At 32.7% G+C, this 18193-nt stretch carries 18 protein-coding genes; 10 read left to right on the top strand and 8 right to left on the bottom strand.

Going from position 1 to position 18193, the window contains the following annotated elements:
- Window positions 1–117: 117 nt before the first annotated feature.
- The 5 genes from ACQ654_RS07055 to rlmD all read right to left on the bottom strand — a co-directional run bounded on the left by ACQ654_RS07055 (window position 118) and on the right by rlmD (window position 6730).
- Window positions 118–408: a hypothetical protein gene (locus tag ACQ654_RS07055; protein WP_430409622.1), complete on the bottom strand. Its 291-nt coding sequence runs from the start codon at window positions 406–408 to the stop codon at window positions 118–120.
- 80 nt (window positions 409–488) lie between these two features.
- Window positions 489–3755, bottom strand: a complete 3267-nt coding sequence (locus ACQ654_RS07050) for a S41 family peptidase (protein WP_430409621.1) — start codon at window positions 3753–3755, stop codon at window positions 489–491.
- A gap of 225 nt (window positions 3756–3980) precedes the next feature.
- Window positions 3981–4757, bottom strand: coding sequence for a DUF6048 family protein (locus ACQ654_RS07045; RefSeq protein WP_430409620.1), 777 nt, complete (start codon window positions 4755–4757; stop codon window positions 3981–3983).
- On the bottom strand, window positions 4738–5310 hold the full coding sequence (locus ACQ654_RS07040) for a DUF6452 family protein (protein WP_430409619.1): 573 nt from the start codon (window positions 5308–5310) through the stop codon (window positions 4738–4740). The genes ACQ654_RS07045 and ACQ654_RS07040 overlap by 20 nt, the downstream gene beginning before the upstream one ends.
- Window positions 5311–5317: 7 nt before the next feature.
- Window positions 5318–6730 carry a 23S rRNA (uracil(1939)-C(5))-methyltransferase RlmD gene (gene rlmD, locus ACQ654_RS07035; protein ID WP_430409618.1) on the bottom strand — a complete coding sequence of 471 codons (1413 nt, stop codon included), beginning with the start codon at window positions 6728–6730 and terminating at the stop codon, window positions 5318–5320.
- Window positions 6731–6975: 245 nt separating this feature from the next.
- Between rlmD and ACQ654_RS07030 the strand changes: the two genes are divergently transcribed.
- The 5 genes from ACQ654_RS07030 (at window position 6976) to ACQ654_RS07010 (ending at window position 11637) form a co-directional block, all read left to right on the top strand.
- On the top strand, window positions 6976–8244 hold the full coding sequence (locus ACQ654_RS07030) for a hypothetical protein (protein ID WP_430409617.1): 1269 nt from the start codon (window positions 6976–6978) through the stop codon (window positions 8242–8244).
- A gap of 286 nt (window positions 8245–8530) precedes the next feature.
- Complete coding sequence (locus ACQ654_RS07025; protein WP_430409616.1) at window positions 8531–9070, top strand: RNA polymerase sigma factor; 540 nt, start codon at window positions 8531–8533, stop codon at window positions 9068–9070.
- Window positions 9071–9075: 5 nt separating this feature from the next.
- Window positions 9076–9459 carry a DUF6768 family protein gene (locus ACQ654_RS07020; RefSeq protein WP_430409615.1) on the top strand — a complete coding sequence of 128 codons (384 nt, stop codon included), beginning with the start codon at window positions 9076–9078 and terminating at the stop codon, window positions 9457–9459.
- 430 nt (window positions 9460–9889) lie between these two features.
- The gene (rocD, locus tag ACQ654_RS07015) at window positions 9890–11170 is read left to right on the top strand and encodes an ornithine--oxo-acid transaminase (protein WP_430409614.1); all 1281 of its coding nucleotides are present in this window, start codon (window positions 9890–9892) and stop codon (window positions 11168–11170) included.
- Window positions 11170–11637, top strand: coding sequence for a hypothetical protein (locus ACQ654_RS07010; protein WP_430409613.1), 468 nt, complete (start codon window positions 11170–11172; stop codon window positions 11635–11637). Before rocD ends, ACQ654_RS07010 begins: the two co-directional genes overlap by 1 nt.
- Before the next feature lie 74 nt (window positions 11638–11711).
- Here ACQ654_RS07010 and ACQ654_RS07005 read toward each other — a convergent pair whose 3' ends face one another.
- A complete protein-coding gene (locus ACQ654_RS07005; RefSeq protein ID WP_430409612.1) occupies window positions 11712–12032 on the bottom strand; it encodes a CCC motif membrane protein in 321 nt (106 codons plus the stop codon).
- A gap of 25 nt (window positions 12033–12057) precedes the next feature.
- Complete coding sequence (locus tag ACQ654_RS07000; RefSeq protein WP_430409611.1) at window positions 12058–12384, bottom strand: DUF2752 domain-containing protein; 327 nt, start codon at window positions 12382–12384, stop codon at window positions 12058–12060.
- Between the two features lie 237 nt (window positions 12385–12621).
- On the opposite strand from ACQ654_RS07000, the gene ACQ654_RS06995 reads away from it, so the two are divergent.
- Both ACQ654_RS06995 and ACQ654_RS06990 read left to right on the top strand, forming a co-directional pair.
- Window positions 12622–12864 (top strand): hypothetical protein, encoded by a 243-nt coding sequence (locus ACQ654_RS06995; RefSeq protein ID WP_430409610.1) that lies wholly within the window; start codon window positions 12622–12624, stop codon window positions 12862–12864.
- Between the two features lie 13 nt (window positions 12865–12877).
- A complete protein-coding gene (locus ACQ654_RS06990; RefSeq protein ID WP_430409608.1) occupies window positions 12878–13432 on the top strand; it encodes a Smr/MutS family protein in 555 nt (184 codons plus the stop codon).
- Between the two features lie 100 nt (window positions 13433–13532).
- On the opposite strand, the gene ACQ654_RS06985 is transcribed toward ACQ654_RS06990, so the two are convergent.
- Window positions 13533–14060 (bottom strand): hypothetical protein, encoded by a 528-nt coding sequence (locus tag ACQ654_RS06985; protein ID WP_430409607.1) that lies wholly within the window; start codon window positions 14058–14060, stop codon window positions 13533–13535.
- A gap of 145 nt (window positions 14061–14205) precedes the next feature.
- Here ACQ654_RS06985 and ACQ654_RS06980 point away from each other — a divergent pair, with 145 nt between their 5' ends.
- The 3 genes from ACQ654_RS06980 to ACQ654_RS06970 all read left to right on the top strand — a co-directional run bounded on the left by ACQ654_RS06980 (window position 14206) and on the right by ACQ654_RS06970 (window position 18058).
- Window positions 14206–15354, top strand: a complete 1149-nt coding sequence (locus ACQ654_RS06980) for a cysteine desulfurase family protein (RefSeq protein ID WP_430409606.1) — start codon at window positions 14206–14208, stop codon at window positions 15352–15354.
- A gap of 159 nt (window positions 15355–15513) precedes the next feature.
- Window positions 15514–17346 (top strand): glycosyltransferase family 39 protein, encoded by a 1833-nt coding sequence (locus ACQ654_RS06975; protein ID WP_430409605.1) that lies wholly within the window; start codon window positions 15514–15516, stop codon window positions 17344–17346.
- Window positions 17333–18058: a glycosyltransferase family 2 protein gene (locus tag ACQ654_RS06970; RefSeq protein ID WP_430409604.1), complete on the top strand. Its 726-nt coding sequence runs from the start codon at window positions 17333–17335 to the stop codon at window positions 18056–18058. The genes ACQ654_RS06975 and ACQ654_RS06970 overlap by 14 nt, the downstream gene beginning before the upstream one ends.
- Window positions 18059–18193 lie beyond the last annotated feature (135 nt).

Genomic DNA, 18193 nt, shown 5'->3' with positions numbered 1-18193 from the left:
AGAACTACTATTTTATATGAGTGTACATAGAAGGCAAAACGTTACATTACAAATAACTCAACTTTCTTTGATTTTACTAAAAGAACAATTTACAGCTTTTTTATAGTTAAGAAATACTCATACTTTCTCTTGCTTTCCGTAAAATTTGACCAAAACCTTCCCAAAAATAAAGTAAAGTACAAGTACGGTAATACTTCCAATTACAAAACCATTCTCTATGAATTCTTGATATCCATACGTATAGCAAAATAATAGAATTGCTATTACAAATTGAAGAATGGCATAACTTATATTTCCTTTTGGACTATAGCCAAACAGTCCAAGGAAATGAGTTTTGGTGAGCCCAAAAATTAAATGAGGTATTGCATTGGCTAATAATGCTCCAATAATAAAATCAATTAGATTCATTGTAGATCGTTTTTGTTCAATTTTAGTGTTTGAATTCTTTGTGTTGGTATTCCATATAGTCATTCACTACTATCTATGATTTAAAACTTATTCTGTTCTTTACGTGCTCTAATTGGATATTTTGGTCGTTTTGGATATACTTTTGGGTTCGCTTTTAATTGTTTTAATGCTATTTCAATTGCTTTTTCCAATTGTGGATCACGTCCTTGAATAACTAATTTTGGCAATTGATCTACTTCAACATCTGGTGCAACACCTTCATTTTCTACCGTATATCCGTTTTCATCCCAAAAAGCAACATTCGGAGCTGTAACAGCACCACCATCAATAAATTCAGGATAGCCTAAAATACCAACAAGTCCGCCCCAAGTTCGTTTTCCAACAATGGTTCCCATGTTTAGTCTTTTAAATGCCCACGGAAGGTAATCGCCTCCAGAACCAGCAGCTTCATTTACGAGCATTACTTTTGGTCCGTCAATGGAAGCGCTTGGTGTGCGTAAATCGTTTCCGTATCTGAAATTCCAAGCAGACATTTTTGATCGTTGTAAAATATCTAAGTAATAATCTGCTAATAATCCGCCACCATTGAAACGTTCGTCAATAATAACCGCTTTTTTATTGGTTTGTGGATAAAAATAGCGTTTAAAATATTCATGACCACGTCCAGCAGTATTTGGAACGTATATATATGCAACTTGTCCATTAGTTGCTTCATCCACTTTTTTGATATTATTTTCTACCCAAGCTCTATTTCTAAGTGCAATTTCACTAAAAAGCGGTACTACTTTTACAATTCTACGATTGGTACCATCTGCTTTTGTGCTTACTTCTAGCGTAACAATTTTACCCGCAGTATTTTCAAAAAAGGAATATAAGTTTTGAGTAGCTGTTACATTTTTACCATTTACAGAAAGTAAATAATCTCCAACGGAAACATCTACGCCTGGCTCTGTTAGCGGCGAACGCAAGTCTGGAGTCCAGTTGAGTCCTCCGTATATTTTAGCAAAGCGATACCTGTTGTTTGCAACTTCATAATCGGCTCCAAGCAAACCGCCACGTATAAATGGAGCAGTATTTAGTTGATCTCCTGTGTCTGAAAAACGATGATGTCCAACACCAAGTTCGCTAAACATCCATCCCATCATGCGATACAAATCGTTTCTATTGGTAACATGTGCAAGAAATGGTTTGTACTTTTGTTTCATACCTTTCCAATCAATTCCGTGCATACCAGGATCATAAAAGTAATCACGATTTACGCGCCAAGCTTCTTCAAAAATGTTTTCCCATTCTTTTACAGGATCAATTTTAACTTGAATTGAAGAAGTGTTTACTGTATTGTCTGTTTTCGATCCAATAGCAGTTACACCATACTCACCATTTTTATAGTACACCATTTTTTTTCCATTACTGGAAAATTCGAAACTACTGGCTTGAGCAACTTCTGTAGCTTTTTGATCTTTTAAGCTAAATTTATAAATAGATTTTGGTGTAAAGAAACTTGCATTTGGAGTACTTGACAAGTAATACAGTTCGCCTTCTTTAGCAATTTGCAAGTTGGAATAACTTCCAGCTTGTATTGGAAGTGCTAAGATTCTATTTTCAATACCTTCCCAATCAATACGTAGGTCCTTTTTGGTATCTTTTTTTGAATCAGTTTTGGTTTTTTCGGCTTCTTCAATAACTTCAATATCATTCTTTTTAGCTAATGGAGAAATGATATCTTTTTGCAATGTGATTAGATAAATAGTGTTGGAAGCTTCCATATCTTGATTTGAAAGATCAAACCAATTGACAATAGGTCCGGCATCTGTAGAAGCTGTTAAGTATATATATTTTCCGCTTGGATCAAAAACGACTTCTGAGATGTTAGACAATCCATCAGAAACTGCAAATGATTTGTTTTGATCAACTGAGTAAACAAATGCTTTTTGATAATAGGTTTCTGTAATTTGTGTATATGTAATCCATTTTGAATCGTGTGACCAAGAACCAAATATGTCTCTAAATGCTCCAATTCCGTATAAAACATCAGAAGCTATTTTGGTGCTTTTTTTGGAAGCAATGTCAAGTATATATATACTTTTACTATTATCAGTATAACATATTTTTGTATTGTCAGGCGACCAATTGATGTGTGCATAAAAACCGTTTCCTTGGATTGAAATTTTTTCTACACTGTTATCTTTTATGTTTTTTATATGTAATTCATATTCTCCAGAAGCATCTGAAAAATAGGCAATATGTTTTCCGTTTGGTGACCATTTAGGGTATTTTTCATGCACGCCAGTTGTTTGCGTACTATTGGTTACATCTCCTTTTTTTACAGGAACAGTTACAATTTCTCCTCTAAAATCCATGACTAACCTTTTTCCAGAAGGAGAAATAGAAACGGAGCGAATGTATCGATCTCCCGAAACAAACCGCGGTCGTAATTCTAGTAAATCAGTTGCAATTCCGATGGTGAGTTTCGTCTTTTTACTTTGAGCAGGATTGTAGGTGTGTAAATATCCTGCTTGTTCATAAATTAAATCGTTTTTGTCTGCTGAAATTGCCAATACAGGAAAGTCTTCATAAAATGTATGTTGGGTTACTTTTTTAGATTTTCTATTGTATGAATAGATGTTGAATTCTCCATTACGATCCGACCGAAAGTAGACAACACCACCAATCCATTGCGGATTTGTATCGTTACTTCCTGTTGCTGGTTTTGGAATTTCATCTACATCCTTTGTTTTTACATCATAAATCCAAATTTTTCCTTGTCGTCCACCACGATAGTTTTTCCATTGTGTATGTGCAGCTCCAAAAGGTGTATACGCTATATATTTTGCATCAGGAGAATAAGACGCATTATGCGCAGTAGGAAGTGGTAATTTTGTAACAGGTCCGCCATTAATACTAATGGTGTATAATTGTCTGTATTGGTATGCAAAACTATTTCTTCTGGAATCAAATAAAATATTTTCCCCTGTTTCGTCAAAGCTTCTTACTGTATCTGTATACGGATGCCATGTTAATCGTTTGGGAATGCCTCCATTTACATCAATGATAAACACATCAATATTTCCATCATATTCTGCGCTAAATGCAATTTTAGATCCATCAGGGGAGAACACTGGATTTGACTCAATTCCTTCATCAATTGTTAACCGAATTGGATTGGAGCCATCTCTGTTAGCAACCCACAAATCTTCAGCGTAAATAAAAGCAATTTTATTTTTACTAATTGCAGGATTGGTCATTAAACGTGTGTCTTTTACATTTTGAGCGCTACTTTGTGATGAGAAAGTAATGCATATGAGAAAGGAAAAAATGTTGATTATGAATCGATTACAGATGTTCATTGCTTGAAAGTATTTTTTAGATTGAATGAATATACTAAAAATATGACTAAAATGTTTTTAAGCACATTAAAAAACAAGGATTTTTAATAATAAAAAAGCCGTCATTTCTGACAGCTTTCTTGTGGTAGATATTTTTATGAGTTAGTGAAAAGCATCTAATGTTTTTCGATTATAAGAGTTGAAAAACAAATGTACTTATACCTTCAATGAATATAGAAATGATTTTTATTCGACTTCTTCCTCTTCTTCTTTCTTCTTTTTAGATTTTTTGTAGATTGGAATTGAGTAACTTATCGTATAATTGAAACCAGCACCAACATTATTGTCGGTAGTTACTTTGTTGAATCCTGGAATGAACAGATTTTGAAAGTTATCAGGTTCTTTTGTACTTATGAGCCTATTTAAGCGTAGGCTAAACCCTAAGTATATATTAGTATAGAGTTCTACTTTAATTCCAGCAACAGCTTCAATCCAATGTGCATTTAAGCTAGAGAATTCGGTGCCTGGTGCAAATTCTAAATTATTTGGATTTTCTAAGTGTGTATCATCAATATAAATTCGATAACTATTTAATGTTTGTTTATGCGTACTGTATCCGTAACGTAAACCTACAAAGATTGAATTTTGCATTCCAAACCAGTTTTCATACGCATTGAAGTCGAATCCAACTTTTAAGTAACTTCCTTCTGTGGTAAAGTTGAGTTGATCATCATCAACGGTTTTCGTTTCGTTTCCTAATTCGGCGGCGAGATAAAACTTTTTAGAAATTCTAAAATCACCGACAACTTCAAAACCTTGATAGTCTTTTTCTAATAACATACGTATTGGTTTGCTTAAATCTAATCCAATTCGCAATCCATAATTATCTTTACCAGGCAAAAGTGTATCTTTTACAACTGCTGCGGTTTCTTCTTTTACAACCGTTATTTCTTCTGAGTCTTCTTGCGCAACGCTTATGCTACATACCAAGAATGCGAGTATACTAGTGATATATTTTAACATGTGCTATAGTTTCATCTTGAATAGTAAATTGTGTAATGGCAATTCCCGTAGTTGGATCAATCCAGTTGTCGGTATCAGTTGTAACAACGACGCCAGTTCCTGCATCATCTAACCGATAATTTGTTACATAACCACAAGCTCTTGAAAGAAATACTTCTGAAGTTTCATAGTTAAACGTAATAATGTCTGAGTTTCCTGCAGTTATATTTCCGTCGCTATCTGTTTCATATTCTGAGAAAAAACGATATACCGTACTATTTTCCTGCGTATGTAACGGAATAGAAATGGTATTTACAGTAGCTGCATCATCTTGAATAGTCGATTGCGTATCGGGATCTAAATTAGGATTTAACGCTTCTACAAATAAATTGGTCACATTTTTAGCTACATCTTCACCTGTAGTATCGCTAATTTCTGCATCAAAAAACTCAATGACTAATCTTGGTGTTGTGAGTGTTCCTTCTGCACAAATATCATCTTTCTCACAAGAAAAGGAAAGTACAGTTGTTGTAATAACAAGTGCTATAATTCCTATGTATGATAATTTCTTCATATGTATTTTAATTTCTCTTTTCTAAAAGTACAACATTTTCAATATGATGTGTTTGCGGAAACATATCAACAGCTTGTACTTTGGTTACTTTATATGTTTCGTCCATCAGAGCTAAATCGCGTGCTTGTGTAGCGCTGTTACAACTTACATACACTACTTTTTTGGGTGCAATGTTTAAAATTTGTTGTACAACATCGCCGTGCATTCCGTCACGTGGCGGATCGGTAATGATAATGTCTGGTGTTCCGTGTGCGGCAATAAACTCAGCATTAAACACTTTTTTCATATCACCAACAAAGAATTCTGTATTGGTAATATTATTCAGTTTTGCATTTTCTTTTGCGGCTTCAATTGCTTCTGGAACCGACTCAACACCAACAACTTTTTTAGCTTTTTTGGCTACAAATTGTGCAATTGTTCCTGTTCCTGTATATAAGTCGTATACCAATTCATCACCTGCTAAGCCTGCAAAATCACGTGTAATTTTATATAATTCGTATGCTTGATCAGAGTTTGTTTGATAGAATGATTTGGCATTAATTTTAAATTTCAAACCTTCCATTTCTTCAAAAATATGATCGCGTCCGTTAAAACAAATCACTTCCTGATCGTAAATGGTATCGTTTCCTTTTCCGTTAATTACATATAATAACGCAGTAATCTGTGGAAACGTTTCTTTAACATAGTTTAATAACAATTCGCGCTTTTCTTTGTCTTCTTGGTAAAACTGAATCAATACCATTACTTCTCCAATTGAAGAAGTACGGATCATTAACGTACGCAACAATCCAGTTTGATGGCGTGTATTAAAGAAAGCAATATCATTTTTTGTTGCAAATTCCTTAATTCCATTTCTAATTACATTTGAAGGATCGGCTTGTAAGTGACATTTTTTGACATCTAAAATTTTATCCCACATTCCTGGAATATGAAAACCTAGTGCGTTTCTATCGCCTAAGTCTTCATCAGAATCAACTTCTTCTTGCGTTAACCAACGACTGTCCGAAAACGAAAACTCCATTTTGTTACGGTAGAAATACTGTTCGGGACTTCCAAGAATTGGTGTCAATTCTGGTAATTCAACTTTTCCAATTCGGGTTAAATTATTCAACACTTCTTTCTGCTTGTAAAACAATTGGTGTTCGTAGCCCATATGTTGCCATTTGCAACCACCACAGGTTCCAAAGTGTTCACAAACAGGTTCGGTACGTTTATCTGAATACGAATGAAAGTGTATTGCTTTCCCTTCGTAAAATGCTTTTCGTTTTTTATATGTTTGAATATCTACCACATCACCGGGAACGGCATTTGGTAAAAAGATGACATTTCCATCTTCAGTTTTAGCGACTGTTTTCCCTTTTGTAGCGGTATCTACCACTTCAACTTGTTCAAACACTTTCTTACGATTCTTTCTTCCCATGCGGCAAAAATAACAATAGCGGTAAATATATATATTATTTATGGGGCTAATCTTTAAAAAAATGCTAAAAGTTTTGTGGAGTAGTTGAGTTGGTTAGGGTTTGAGTTGTTTATTTTGGTGTGATTGAGGAAAGTTATATTTTGAAGTTGTTAGATTTATTATACTTTTAAAGAAAATAAAAAGCGTGGTATCAAGTTTAAAAAAATCTTTTCATTCCCTAAAAGTTGATGACAACTAAATAATAGATGAATTTTTTAAAAAAAATATTTTCGTTTACAGGAAAGGAGAAATTCACTTTTCCAGAAGAAACTTCTAAAGGAAATGTGCATATTGAGGGAACTAAAATAATTTGTGTAGGAACTAATCAAATGTATACTTGTGAAGTTAACATCGATGCATTGCAATATGCGTATATCATTGTAAATAGACATGAAAAATCGTTCTTACTTCTTTTCGATTCTCATCAAAATCAGATTCCGACAAACTATGGTGGTTTCAAAGAAGTGTATCAAAATTTATCTTCTCAATTCAACTTCAATGACAAGCTATTCTTTAAAAATGTTCATCGTTCATCTATTGTTAAGAAAAGGATTTGGAGAAAAATTAATGCATCAAATTATAAAACAATAGAAGACACACATAAAGATTACGAGCTAGGTTTTGAAATATGTGCTCCAGCAAAAGATTTTATCAATTGGGATAGTACTTATGATGAATTGAAAGTGAATCCGAATGTGTTTTTTGAAAAATCTCCATACAATCAACAACTTTTAAAATTTAAATATCCAGTTCGTATTGGGAATATTATTATTGAAAATTTCAGCTCATATTTTGATAACAAACGAACAGACGTTCCTATAGTTGGTTTTTTTGCATATAGTTGTGATGAAACGAATTCTGATAAAAGCTATTATCAACTAAAAGAAAGACTTCAAAAAGATTTTACAGAAGAAAATCAACTATTTGGATATGAACGAAAAGATCAAAATAGCTTTTCCTTTAATGCAAAAGACATCTTGATTTCTCTTACGTATACATATGATAGTGATTTTCAATTTGATGATGGCCACACGTTATTCCATATAGAAAATAAAAGAGAATATCCTGAGCTTTTAATTGATGAAAAATATGAGTCAATAATGGAAATTAGTTCCACTATAATCATCAATGAAGAAGTAAAAGCAGTAACTGATTATAAAAGAAATAAAAGAGTAAAACGGAGACCAAAAAAGTTAGATACAACGTTGTCAATGTTGTGGATTGATGCTAAAATTGGATTTGCAGATCAGTCCTATTGTCAGGTTTTTGATATAGATGAAATAGAACATCTAACGATTTATAATGTACTTCCAGCAAAAGGTTCAGGAGGTGCATATTTAGAAGTGAACTTAATTGATAATTCACGATTAGAAGTATTTTCAGGAACTTGTTATGTATTCGATGTGTACAAACAACATATTGAAAAATTAACGAATCTTAAAGTGAAAATGGCGCCTGAACAGGATGATTATTGAAATAGTTACATTCCAAACATTAACGTTCGTTTTTAGCAAGTACTCACTTTTGCAACTAAGAGAAATTCGTAGAAGCCAAAAAGGCAATCACTTTTAACAATATTTCTCGATAGCTCTGCTGAGTTTACCGAAGTATAATTTTTTTCAAAAATCACTCGAAATGACGATTAGTGTTTAACAACCAAAACCCAAAATTATTCCCGTACCTTTAAAAAAGAACAAAATCTTTTCAAAAAAAATGAACCTTCTCAACTTTTTCACGTCTGTAGTATAGACGGAAGTTTTTATGCATAAAAAAAATAACATATCAGATGGAACACTTGTAACGCAATACAAAGCTGGCGATAAAAAAGCCATAGCACTATTGGTACAACGTTTTCACAAAACATTTTGTAATCATGCGTATTGGATTGTAAAAGATGCAGATATTGCAAAAGATATTGCGCAAGATAGTTGGAAACTCATCATTGATAAAGTACACACATTACAAAATCCTGAATACTTTAAAAGTTGGGCATTGCGCATTGTACATCGAAAATCAATTGATTGGACGCGCTCAGTTTCGAAACAACTACAACAAAAAAGTGAATATAAAATTACAAAATCCATTCAGGATATTCCGTCTGAAGATCTATCGCCATTAAAACAAAAACTTTTAAAAGCGATAAACGAATTATCAATACATCAACAACAAGTAATTCGTTTGTTTTATGTACATGAATATTCACTAAAGGAAGTTGCAAAAATTATACAAATATCCGAAGGCACGGCAAAATCTAGATTGTATCATGCCAGAGAAAAATTAAAAACAATTATAAAAATATAGAAAACATGAAAAATATAGAAAACATTGACATATTAATAAAAGAAACATTAACAGCAGAAGAAGCAAAGTTTTATGACGAATTGGACGAGCAAGGTCTTTTAGGATCTATCGGAAGTATTTTTAAAGGAAAGTTAGGCTGGTTGGCTGTCATTATGAATATTGTCAATTTAGGCGTATTCGGATTCATGATTTATTGCTTAATTCAGTTTTTTAACGTAACAGAGACAAACGAACTTATAAAATGGGGATTGGGTATTGTAATTAGTGCAATGTTTATGTCTATGATAAAAGTATATGCTTGGATGCAAATGGACAAACGTGCGATTTTACGAGAAATGAAACGTTTAGAACTCCAAGTATCGTCCTTATCGTCTAAAATATCAGAATAGATTTTAATTCGATTAGAAGAGTAAATTTAACAGATAAATTCAAAGTACGAGTTTTCTTTTTCTGCAGTATAATAAGTGTTTTTCGTTAAAATTTTTTGAAGCCTTGGAAGAAAATTAGTAAAACACTTATGGTTCTAGTTTTTCAGAGAAAAAACTAGAAATGCCTCTAGAAAAATTCCCTTTCTTTTGTTTCTTTTCTTTGGGAAAGCAAAGAAAACGAAAGTAATGAACTATAATTTAGTGTAAAATCAAGTTTGTTTTTGATTGTTTCTTAATTTTAATTGAAAAAAAATTATGCCAAAATGGCGTTATTTTAGTATTTTGCAAGTCTCTAGGGATGATTTCTCTCCCACGCTGAATTTTCGATTCCTCGAAAGGATAAAGGTAGAGAAGGAATGGTTATTTATATATCATTTAAAACTTTATTAAAATGGCTGTTTTAGAACAACAATTAACATCTCAGCAAGCAATTGAATTAGAAGACAAGTACGGAGCGCACAACTATCATCCACTTCCGGTGGTTTTGAATAGAGGTGAAGGCGTGTATGTTTGGGACGTAGAAGGTAAAAAGTATTATGACTTTCTTTCTGCATACTCAGCAGTAAACCAAGGACATTGTCATCCAAAAATTGTAAATGCAATGGTGTCTCAAGCACAAACATTGACATTAACGTCTCGTGCGTTTTATAATGACATCTTAGGTCGTTATGAAAAATTTGCATCGGAATATTTCAATTTCGATAAACTATTACCAATGAACACAGGAGCAGAAGCGGTTGAAACGGCTTTGAAAATCTGTAGAAAATGGGCATACGAGAAAAAAGGAATCGCGGAAAACAAAGCAGAAATTATTGTTTGCGAAAACAATTTCCACGGAAGAACAACGACTATTATTTCATTTTCAAATGATCCGGTAGCCCGTAAAAATTTCGGTCCGTACACAAGTGGATTCATTAAGATTGAATACGATAATCTTGTAGCATTAGAAGAAGCATTAAACAACAATTCAAACGTAGCCGGATTTTTGGTAGAGCCAATTCAAGGTGAAGCTGGTGTATATGTTCCGTCTGAGGATTATCTAGCGAAAGCGAAAGCATTGTGCGAAAAACACAACGTATTATTTATTGCTGATGAGGTACAAACAGGAATTGCACGTACTGGAAGATTATTAGCAACGTGTGGAAACTGTTCTTGTGAAAAGAAAAACTGTAGCGGAACACCAGATGTAAAACCAGATATCTTAATCTTAGGAAAAGCAATTTCTGGTGGCGCATATCCAGTATCAGCGGTATTGGCAGATGATCCTATTATGAATGTAATTCGTCCTGGAAATCACGGATCAACTTTTGGAGGAAATCCTGTAGCTGCGGCAGTTGCTATTGCAGCGTTAGAAGTTGTAGAAGATGAAGCGTTGGCAGAAAATGCGTTCCAATTAGGAGAATTATTCAGAAGTGAATTAGACAAATATATTGAAACTAGTACCATTGTAAACCTTGTCAGAGGAAAAGGATTGTTAAACGCAATTGTAATTAATGACGATGAAGAAAGTGATACTGCTTGGAATATTTGTATGGCCTTAAAAAATAACGGATTGCTAGCAAAACCAACACATGGAAACATCATACGTTTTGCACCGCCATTAGTAATGACAAAAGAACAGTTGCTAGAATGTGTGGCAATTATTGTAAAAACGCTAAAAGAATTTGAATAGTGCCATTAAAACAACAAGATAATTCTGTATTTGATAATTTCGAATTACGACTCAACGAAAACTCTAAAAAGTTTCTACGTGAAACGGCAAAATGGGCTTTCATTTTATCAATTCTAGGATTTATTCTTACGGGTTTATTTTTATTAATTGCTATATTTTTTATTGTAATGTATGCAGCATTAAATAGCAATACGAATCCTTTTGGAGCGCGCGGAATGTCTGTAGAATTTGTCTCAATAGTGTATTTTGTATTGGCAATATTATATTTTTTTCCTGTCATGTACTTATACAGGTTTTCAAGAAGAATGAAAGCTGCTTTGGCAGAAAAAAATACGTCAGATTTAACAGCGGCTTTTAAGAGTTTAAAATCGCATTATAAATTTATAGGAATTACAGTATTATCAGTTATTGGACTTTACGCTTTAATTTTTGTGTTTGCCATTATAGCAAACGCAGCAGGAATTTAAGCAGTATAAATTAGCATAAAAAAAAGCGGATGTTTCATAAACATCCGCTTTTTGTATATATAAATTTTGACTTTTTATTGATTTTGCATTTGTTCCATCATCTGTCTCCATTGCTCTTGAGATTCTTGCCATCCACCAGTAGATAAATAGTAAATTGAATATAGGAAATAGATAAGGTTTATAACTGTAACAACCAAAGCAACAATCTTAGCTGTATTCATATTGTTAATATTACCTTCATAATCATCAGGATTTGCTGTAGCTGCTTTAATTTTATTGTCAGCTACAAAATATGCCGCTCCAGAAAGTAAAAATCCGAGACCATTGATGCAACAGCAAAGAAAACCTATGACAGATAAGACATATACTAATGTTGGGTTGAGTTGTTTTTTCATGTGTGTGTAGTTTGATTATTTAAATTTAATATAATTTTTTGACAAAAAAGCTAATGATGATAATGAGAACGTTAACAATTCCTAAAACATTTACTAGTTTTTGAGAATTTCTAAATTTATAAAAGATATTGATACCAACGAGGATAAAAAATAAAATAAGCGTATAAATTGCTGGATACATTTTAAAAGCTTCTACAAATTCTCCTTGTGAAATGAGTGCCAAAGAACGCTGAATTCCGCAACCAAAACAATCAATTCCTAAATATTTCTTGGAAATACACGGAAGCATATACTCTTCAATCTGTACTAAAAAAATCAGCGCACTGTGCATTTCAATAATTCGTTTTTGCAAATATAGAAAATACTTTAGTCTATATTCAACTGTATCATAAGTAGTCGGTTTATAAAAAACGTTACGAAAAAAAATAGTTATTTTAATAAAACTCAATCAGTAGAACTCTATTAAAACCTATTTACGAATTTTTTTTATTGAAAAAGATAAAAAATCAACGGTATTTAATGCATCTTCTTAGAATGAGTGCGTTGCTTGAAAAGAAAATATTATTTTTGAAGTCTAAAATTGTATAAAGTGAAGTTTAAATACAAAACGACAATTTATTTTTTTCTTGTTTTTGTCGGAGCAGGAATGTTACTTTTTAGAGATGATATTCAGGGAGAAGCACAAATTATAGTAACAATTATAGCGTTGGTAGCGATGATGTTTGGATTGTACAAAGTAACTTCGATGCAACTATCTAACAAACCAAAAAAATACGATAGCGAAGAATATTTTAACAGAGAAAAATACGAACAGCAAGAAGAAGAGGAATAAATACTAAATAGTCATGAATTTTAAGGTAGGCGATAAGGTAGAGACAATTGACGATGTCATTAGTGGAATCATTCAATCCATCAATGGAAATGAAATTTTGGTGGAAACAAGTGAAGGTTTTCCAATTATGTTTGAAGCGTCCGAGTTGGTAAAAATAAATACAGATGAAATTGCCCGCGATTTATCATACCAAAAAATTCACAGTGCTATCAAAGAGAAAGAAGCACCAAAAAGACCGAAACGTATTTTAGAAAAATCAAGGAAAGAACGAAGTGAAAGGGCTTTGGAAGTTGATTTACACATTCATCAATTGACAAAATCAGATAAAGGAATGAGCAATTATGATATGCTCGAATTACAAATAGATACGGCAAAACGTCAACTAGATTTTGCCATTCGAAAACGAATTCCTAAAGTAGTTTTTATTCATGGAGTTGGTGCTGGCGTGCTAAAAGAAGAATTAGCATATCTATTCAGACGGTACGATAATGTAAAATATTATGATGCCAATTATCAAAAATACGGATTAGGCGCAACCGAAGTGTACATTTATCAAAATCCGAAATGATCTAAAAGTTTAGAAGTTTCTAGGTTTGCATCTAGAGGAGTTAATTAACCTTGAACCTTGAACATTAAAGCTTTAATAAACCTTGATTGAATACAAATAGTTATTCTGCAGGAGTAATAATAAAACCATAATCAAAAAAATCATGTGTAACACTATTTCCAGCATCATTTGAAAACACAATATTCTCAAACGTAATTTCGTGTCTATAGCTTATCACTAACGTTGGATCAGTGGTGTCAAATATTTCAGTTGTCACTACATTTATAATACCATTACTAGCTGTGTACTCTAAATTCACTTGAATATCCGAAGGCGGCAATTCGCTACAAAAATAAGCACTTGTTATAGTTGTGTTAAATCCTCTATAATAAGCATTTACACTTGAATTTGTCAAATTTGCTTCTCTTGGAACTTCATCTTCTGTAACTATGTTTACAATTAATGTGCTTGGAATTTCTAATATTAAAGCATTTGCACTGTCAATTTTAAAAAGCAGTGTTAATCCAGCAACTTCATCACATGCAGCCACAGTAGATGTGCTTGTAAAGTCAATTTCTTCCAATGGTAAATCTCCATCATCACAACCAAATGTAAACACAAGGATAAAAAGGAACCATAATTTTTTCATGAAATGTATAATTAAGAAATTCGTATAAATATAAAGGCAAAAGTATAAGAAAACTCTATTTATAACGAAACTTATTGTAAATAATTTTATTTAAACTATTTTTGCTCATCTTTATTTCAACCAACCCTATTTATAAACACTACGAATGAAGAATGTATATTTTGATAGTGCAGCTACAACACAAATAAGAGCTGAAGTTGTAGATCGCATTAAGATAGCCTTAGAAGAGAATTACGGAAATCCATCTTCTACACATAGTTACGGTCGCTCTTCAAAAACACTTATTGAAACTGCACGAAAAACCATTGCTAGATATTTAAATGCTTCTCCTCAAGAAATTATCTTTACTTCTGGCGGAACGGAAGCAGATAACATGGCATTGCGTTGTTCTGTTCGCGATTTAGGTGTCACAACAATTATAACATCTCCAATTGAGCATCATGCCGTTTTGCATACAGTTGAACAGTTACGAGTGGAAAGTGATATTAAAGTAACATATGTAAAATTACAACCGTGTGGAACACCAGATTATGACGATTTGGAAGCACTGTTAAAAGCTGACAACTCTAAAAAGTTGGTAAGTTTAATGCATGTGAATAATGAAATTGGAAACATATTAGATGCAGATAAAGTTGGTGCATTGTGCAAAGAATACGGTGCGTTATTTCATTCAGATTCGGTTCAGTCTATTGGACATTTTGAATGGGATGTACAAAAAACACCTGTTGATTTCTTAGCGGCGGCAGCACATAAATTTCATGGACCCAAAGGAATTGGTTTTGCATTTATTAGAAAAGATTCAGGTTTAAAACCTTTAATTTTTGGCGGATCGCAAGAACGTGGATTCCGCGCAGGAACTGAAGCTGTACACAATGTTGTTGGATTGGAAGAAGCGTTCAAGCTAGCCTATGACAACTTAGAAGAAGAAAAAACATATGTTGAAGGTTTAAAAAACTACTTCATGGACGCACTTAAAAAAGTATTGCCAGAAGTAAAATTTAACGGAAACTGTCATAAAAATACAAAAAGCACTTATACATTAGTAAATGTATGCTTGCCATTTGATCAGCAAAAAGCGTTGATGTTATTGTTTCATATGGATTTAAAAGGAATTGCATGTTCAAGAGGAAGTGCTTGCCAATCAGGAAGTAGCAAAGGTTCGCATGTATTACGCGCTATTTTAAGTACTGAAGACTTAGAAAAACCATCATTGCGCTTCTCTTTTTCAAAATTTAACACCAAAGAAGAAATTGATTATCTAATTCAAGTATTACACGAGTATGCAAATTCGTAATATAATTGAACTATTTAAAAATTGAAAATTAACAGCTGTAAAGCGAGTTCAACATACGAACTCGCTTTTTTTATATTCTATGCATTGTGCAATAATCTTTAAAATATCTTTATATTGAAAAACGATGCAGCAAGTAGCTTTTGAAACTCTAAAACCACAATGATCACATCTATTACATCAAACCCAAGGCGTATTAGAATTATATATATTCTACTTTTGATCGTTGCCTTTTTTGCAATTTACAATACCATTTTTGATGAAAAAGTAAGTTTGGGTGGTGATAATGCAAGCTACTACATTTTGGGAAATGCTATTGCAAATGGTGAAGGATATACAAATATTCAACATCTTGATAAATCAGCACATTACCACTATCCGCCAGGTTATCCTGTAATAATAGCTGGTGTTACAAAAGTATTTCCAAATGATATTATAACAATCAAAGTAGTCAATGGCGTGTTGCTTTTAGGCGCTATATTGCTATTATTTTTTATCATAAAACGGCTTACGGAAAACCATCATATTGCATTTGCAGTTTGCTTTGTAACATTGCTCAACTATCATATTTTGGGCTATGCAACTATTATGATGAGCGAAATTCCTTATTTGTTTTTCTCACTACTCTGTTTGTGGTTATTCTTAAAAATAGATTTCACAAAACCAGTTTTTAAAAATTGGCGTTTCTTTCTATTGCTCATCTTTCTGTCTTTTTCCTTTTACATTCGTTCGGTGGCGTTGGCATTAGTTGTTAGTTTGGGAGCATTCTTATTTTTTAAAAAACGTTGGCATTATGTATACACATTAGTTGGCGGTTTTGTATTATTATACTTGCCGTGGATACTTCGAAGTCGCAATTATACTGGAAATACATACGTTTCACAATTACTATTAAAAAATCCGTACAAGCCTGAACTTGGAAGTGTAGATTTTATAGATATCTGCGAAAGAGTACTCATAAATATAGAAAGATACATCACAAAAGAACTACCTTCAAGCATTCTATCTTCAAAAGATGTTTTATACACGGGTGCATCAACTTCAATCGTAGAATGGCTAGTAGGCTTCTTAATTATAGGCGTTGTTGTATTTGGAATATTCAGGCTTAAAAAGTTCAGAACTCTTATTGCATTGTATATGCTGGCATTTTTCGGATTGTTAATTGCATGGCCATATGTATGGTTTGGAACTCGTTTTTTAGTGCCACTAATTCCACTACTTATATTTCTATTTATTTTTGGGATGATAGAAATTTTTTCCGCTTTCAGATTAAAAATTTTCCCAAAATATAAAAAATCATTGATTCCTAGTTTGATTGTTTGCATTTTAGCTTCATGGAGTTTTATATACGGAAAAGCATCAATTGGTAAACTGAAAGCACAAGCAAAAGGTGTATATACAGGTAACTATCAAAATTACTTTGAACTTGCCGATTGGGTCAATAAAAACACACCTGAAAACTCGGTAACTTCCGTGCGGAAAGAAGGTTTATTTTATCTATTCTCAAAAAAGAATGTAACAAGTTATCAAAAGACACCTAACAGAGAAGCACAAATTGAATACTTAAAAAGTAAAAACGTCGATTATGTAGTTGTGGCACAATTGGGATATTCTTCTACGGAAAAATATTTAGTTCCTGTAATAGATAGGTATCCTAAAAAATTTAAAATGATCAAACAACTAAACAATCCTAACACGTACTTACTGCAGTTTTTACCAGAACTTGGTTATTCAGGAACTTGGGAAAATGGCAAACGAAACGGTTTAGGAACCTACGTTTGGGAAGATGGTCAAAAATATGAAGGCTATTGGAAAAACGATCTGCGACATGGAAAAGGAATTGTACACTTTAAAAATGGAGAATCACTTTCAGGCGTTTGGGAAAATGGAAAACTACAGGGAGAAGTGCTAAAAAGAGCAAAAAATGGTCAAATAATAGAGAAAAGCATCTATGAAAATAATGTAAAAATAAAAATCATCAATGAAGCTAACTAAACTCTCTATAGTAATCCCTGTCTACAATGAAGCTGCTACAGTACGTTTGATTTTAGATAAGATTCATGCAACGAAATTAATACATAACATCGAAAAAGAATTTATAATCGTTGATGATGGTTCGCAAGACGATTCTAAAAAAATAGTATTGAAGTTCATTGAAGAAAATCCGTCGCTAGACATAAAATATCATGAACATTCGCAGAATAAAGGAAAAGGCGCTTCCATACAAACAGGTATTTCTTTAGCTACGGGCGAATATCTCATTATTCAAGATGCTGATTTAGAATACAATCCAGAAGAATACAATTTGCTTCTAAAACCTGTAATTGATGGTGTTGCAGATGTAGTATACGGTTCGCGTTTTACGGATAAAGAATCTAAACGCACGTCGTATTTTTGGCATCATGTGGCGAATAAATTTTTAACATTTCTATCCAATCTATTTTCAAACTTGAAGTTGACAGACATGGAAACCTGTTATAAATTATTCAACACAAAAATTATACAATCGATCAAGCTTACCGAAAAACGTTTTGGTTTTGAACCAGAAATCACTGCAAAAATTTCAAGAATAAAAAACCTACGTTTGCGCGAAGTTGGCATTTCGTATAACAGTCGTCCGTATGATGAAGGAAAAAAAATCGGCTGGAAAGATGGCGTGAGAGCTATCTATTGCATTCTAAAATATGGTTTATTTAAAATGAATTGAATCGTTTACATTATTTGATTAGATACGAATTGAAAGTTGTCTAATTAGAGTCAAGTTACAAGTTGTCTAAGAGAAACCTAATGTAGTATTGTGAGAGCAAAGCAGCATTTTACGTTGTCTGAGCGGAGTCGAAGA

This window comes from Kordia sp. (assembly GCF_965283645.1).
Classification (GTDB): domain Bacteria; phylum Bacteroidota; class Bacteroidia; order Flavobacteriales; family Flavobacteriaceae; genus Kordia.
The sequence above is the reverse complement of the archived record's forward strand: the minus strand, read 5'-3'. Positions and strand labels throughout refer to the sequence as shown.

Coding starts and splice junctions, on each gene's coding strand:
- ACQ654_RS07055 (WP_430409622.1), bottom strand. CDS start 408: ATGAATCTAATTGATTTTATTATTGGAGCATTATTAGCCAATGCAATA.
- ACQ654_RS07050 (WP_430409621.1), bottom strand. CDS start 3,755: ATGAACATCTGTAATCGATTCATAATCAACATTTTTTCCTTTCTCATA.
- ACQ654_RS07045 (WP_430409620.1), bottom strand. CDS start 4,757: ATGTTAAAATATATCACTAGTATACTCGCATTCTTGGTATGTAGCATA.
- ACQ654_RS07040 (WP_430409619.1), bottom strand. CDS start 5,310: ATGAAGAAATTATCATACATAGGAATTATAGCACTTGTTATTACAACA.
- rlmD (WP_430409618.1), bottom strand. CDS start 6,730: ATGGGAAGAAAGAATCGTAAGAAAGTGTTTGAACAAGTTGAAGTGGTA.
- ACQ654_RS07030 (WP_430409617.1), top strand. CDS start 6,976: ATGAATTTTTTAAAAAAAATATTTTCGTTTACAGGAAAGGAGAAATTC.
- ACQ654_RS07025 (WP_430409616.1), top strand. CDS start 8,531: ATGCATAAAAAAAATAACATATCAGATGGAACACTTGTAACGCAATAC.
- ACQ654_RS07020 (WP_430409615.1), top strand. CDS start 9,076: ATGAAAAATATAGAAAACATTGACATATTAATAAAAGAAACATTAACA.
- rocD (WP_430409614.1), top strand. CDS start 9,890: ATGGCTGTTTTAGAACAACAATTAACATCTCAGCAAGCAATTGAATTA.
- ACQ654_RS07005 (WP_430409612.1), bottom strand. CDS start 12,032: ATGAAAAAACAACTCAACCCAACATTAGTATATGTCTTATCTGTCATA.
- ACQ654_RS06990 (WP_430409608.1), top strand. CDS start 12,878: ATGAATTTTAAGGTAGGCGATAAGGTAGAGACAATTGACGATGTCATT.
- ACQ654_RS06985 (WP_430409607.1), bottom strand. CDS start 14,060: ATGAAAAAATTATGGTTCCTTTTTATCCTTGTGTTTACATTTGGTTGT.
- ACQ654_RS06980 (WP_430409606.1), top strand. CDS start 14,206: ATGAAGAATGTATATTTTGATAGTGCAGCTACAACACAAATAAGAGCT.
- ACQ654_RS06975 (WP_430409605.1), top strand. CDS start 15,514: ATGATCACATCTATTACATCAAACCCAAGGCGTATTAGAATTATATAT.
- ACQ654_RS06970 (WP_430409604.1), top strand. CDS start 17,333: ATGAAGCTAACTAAACTCTCTATAGTAATCCCTGTCTACAATGAAGCT.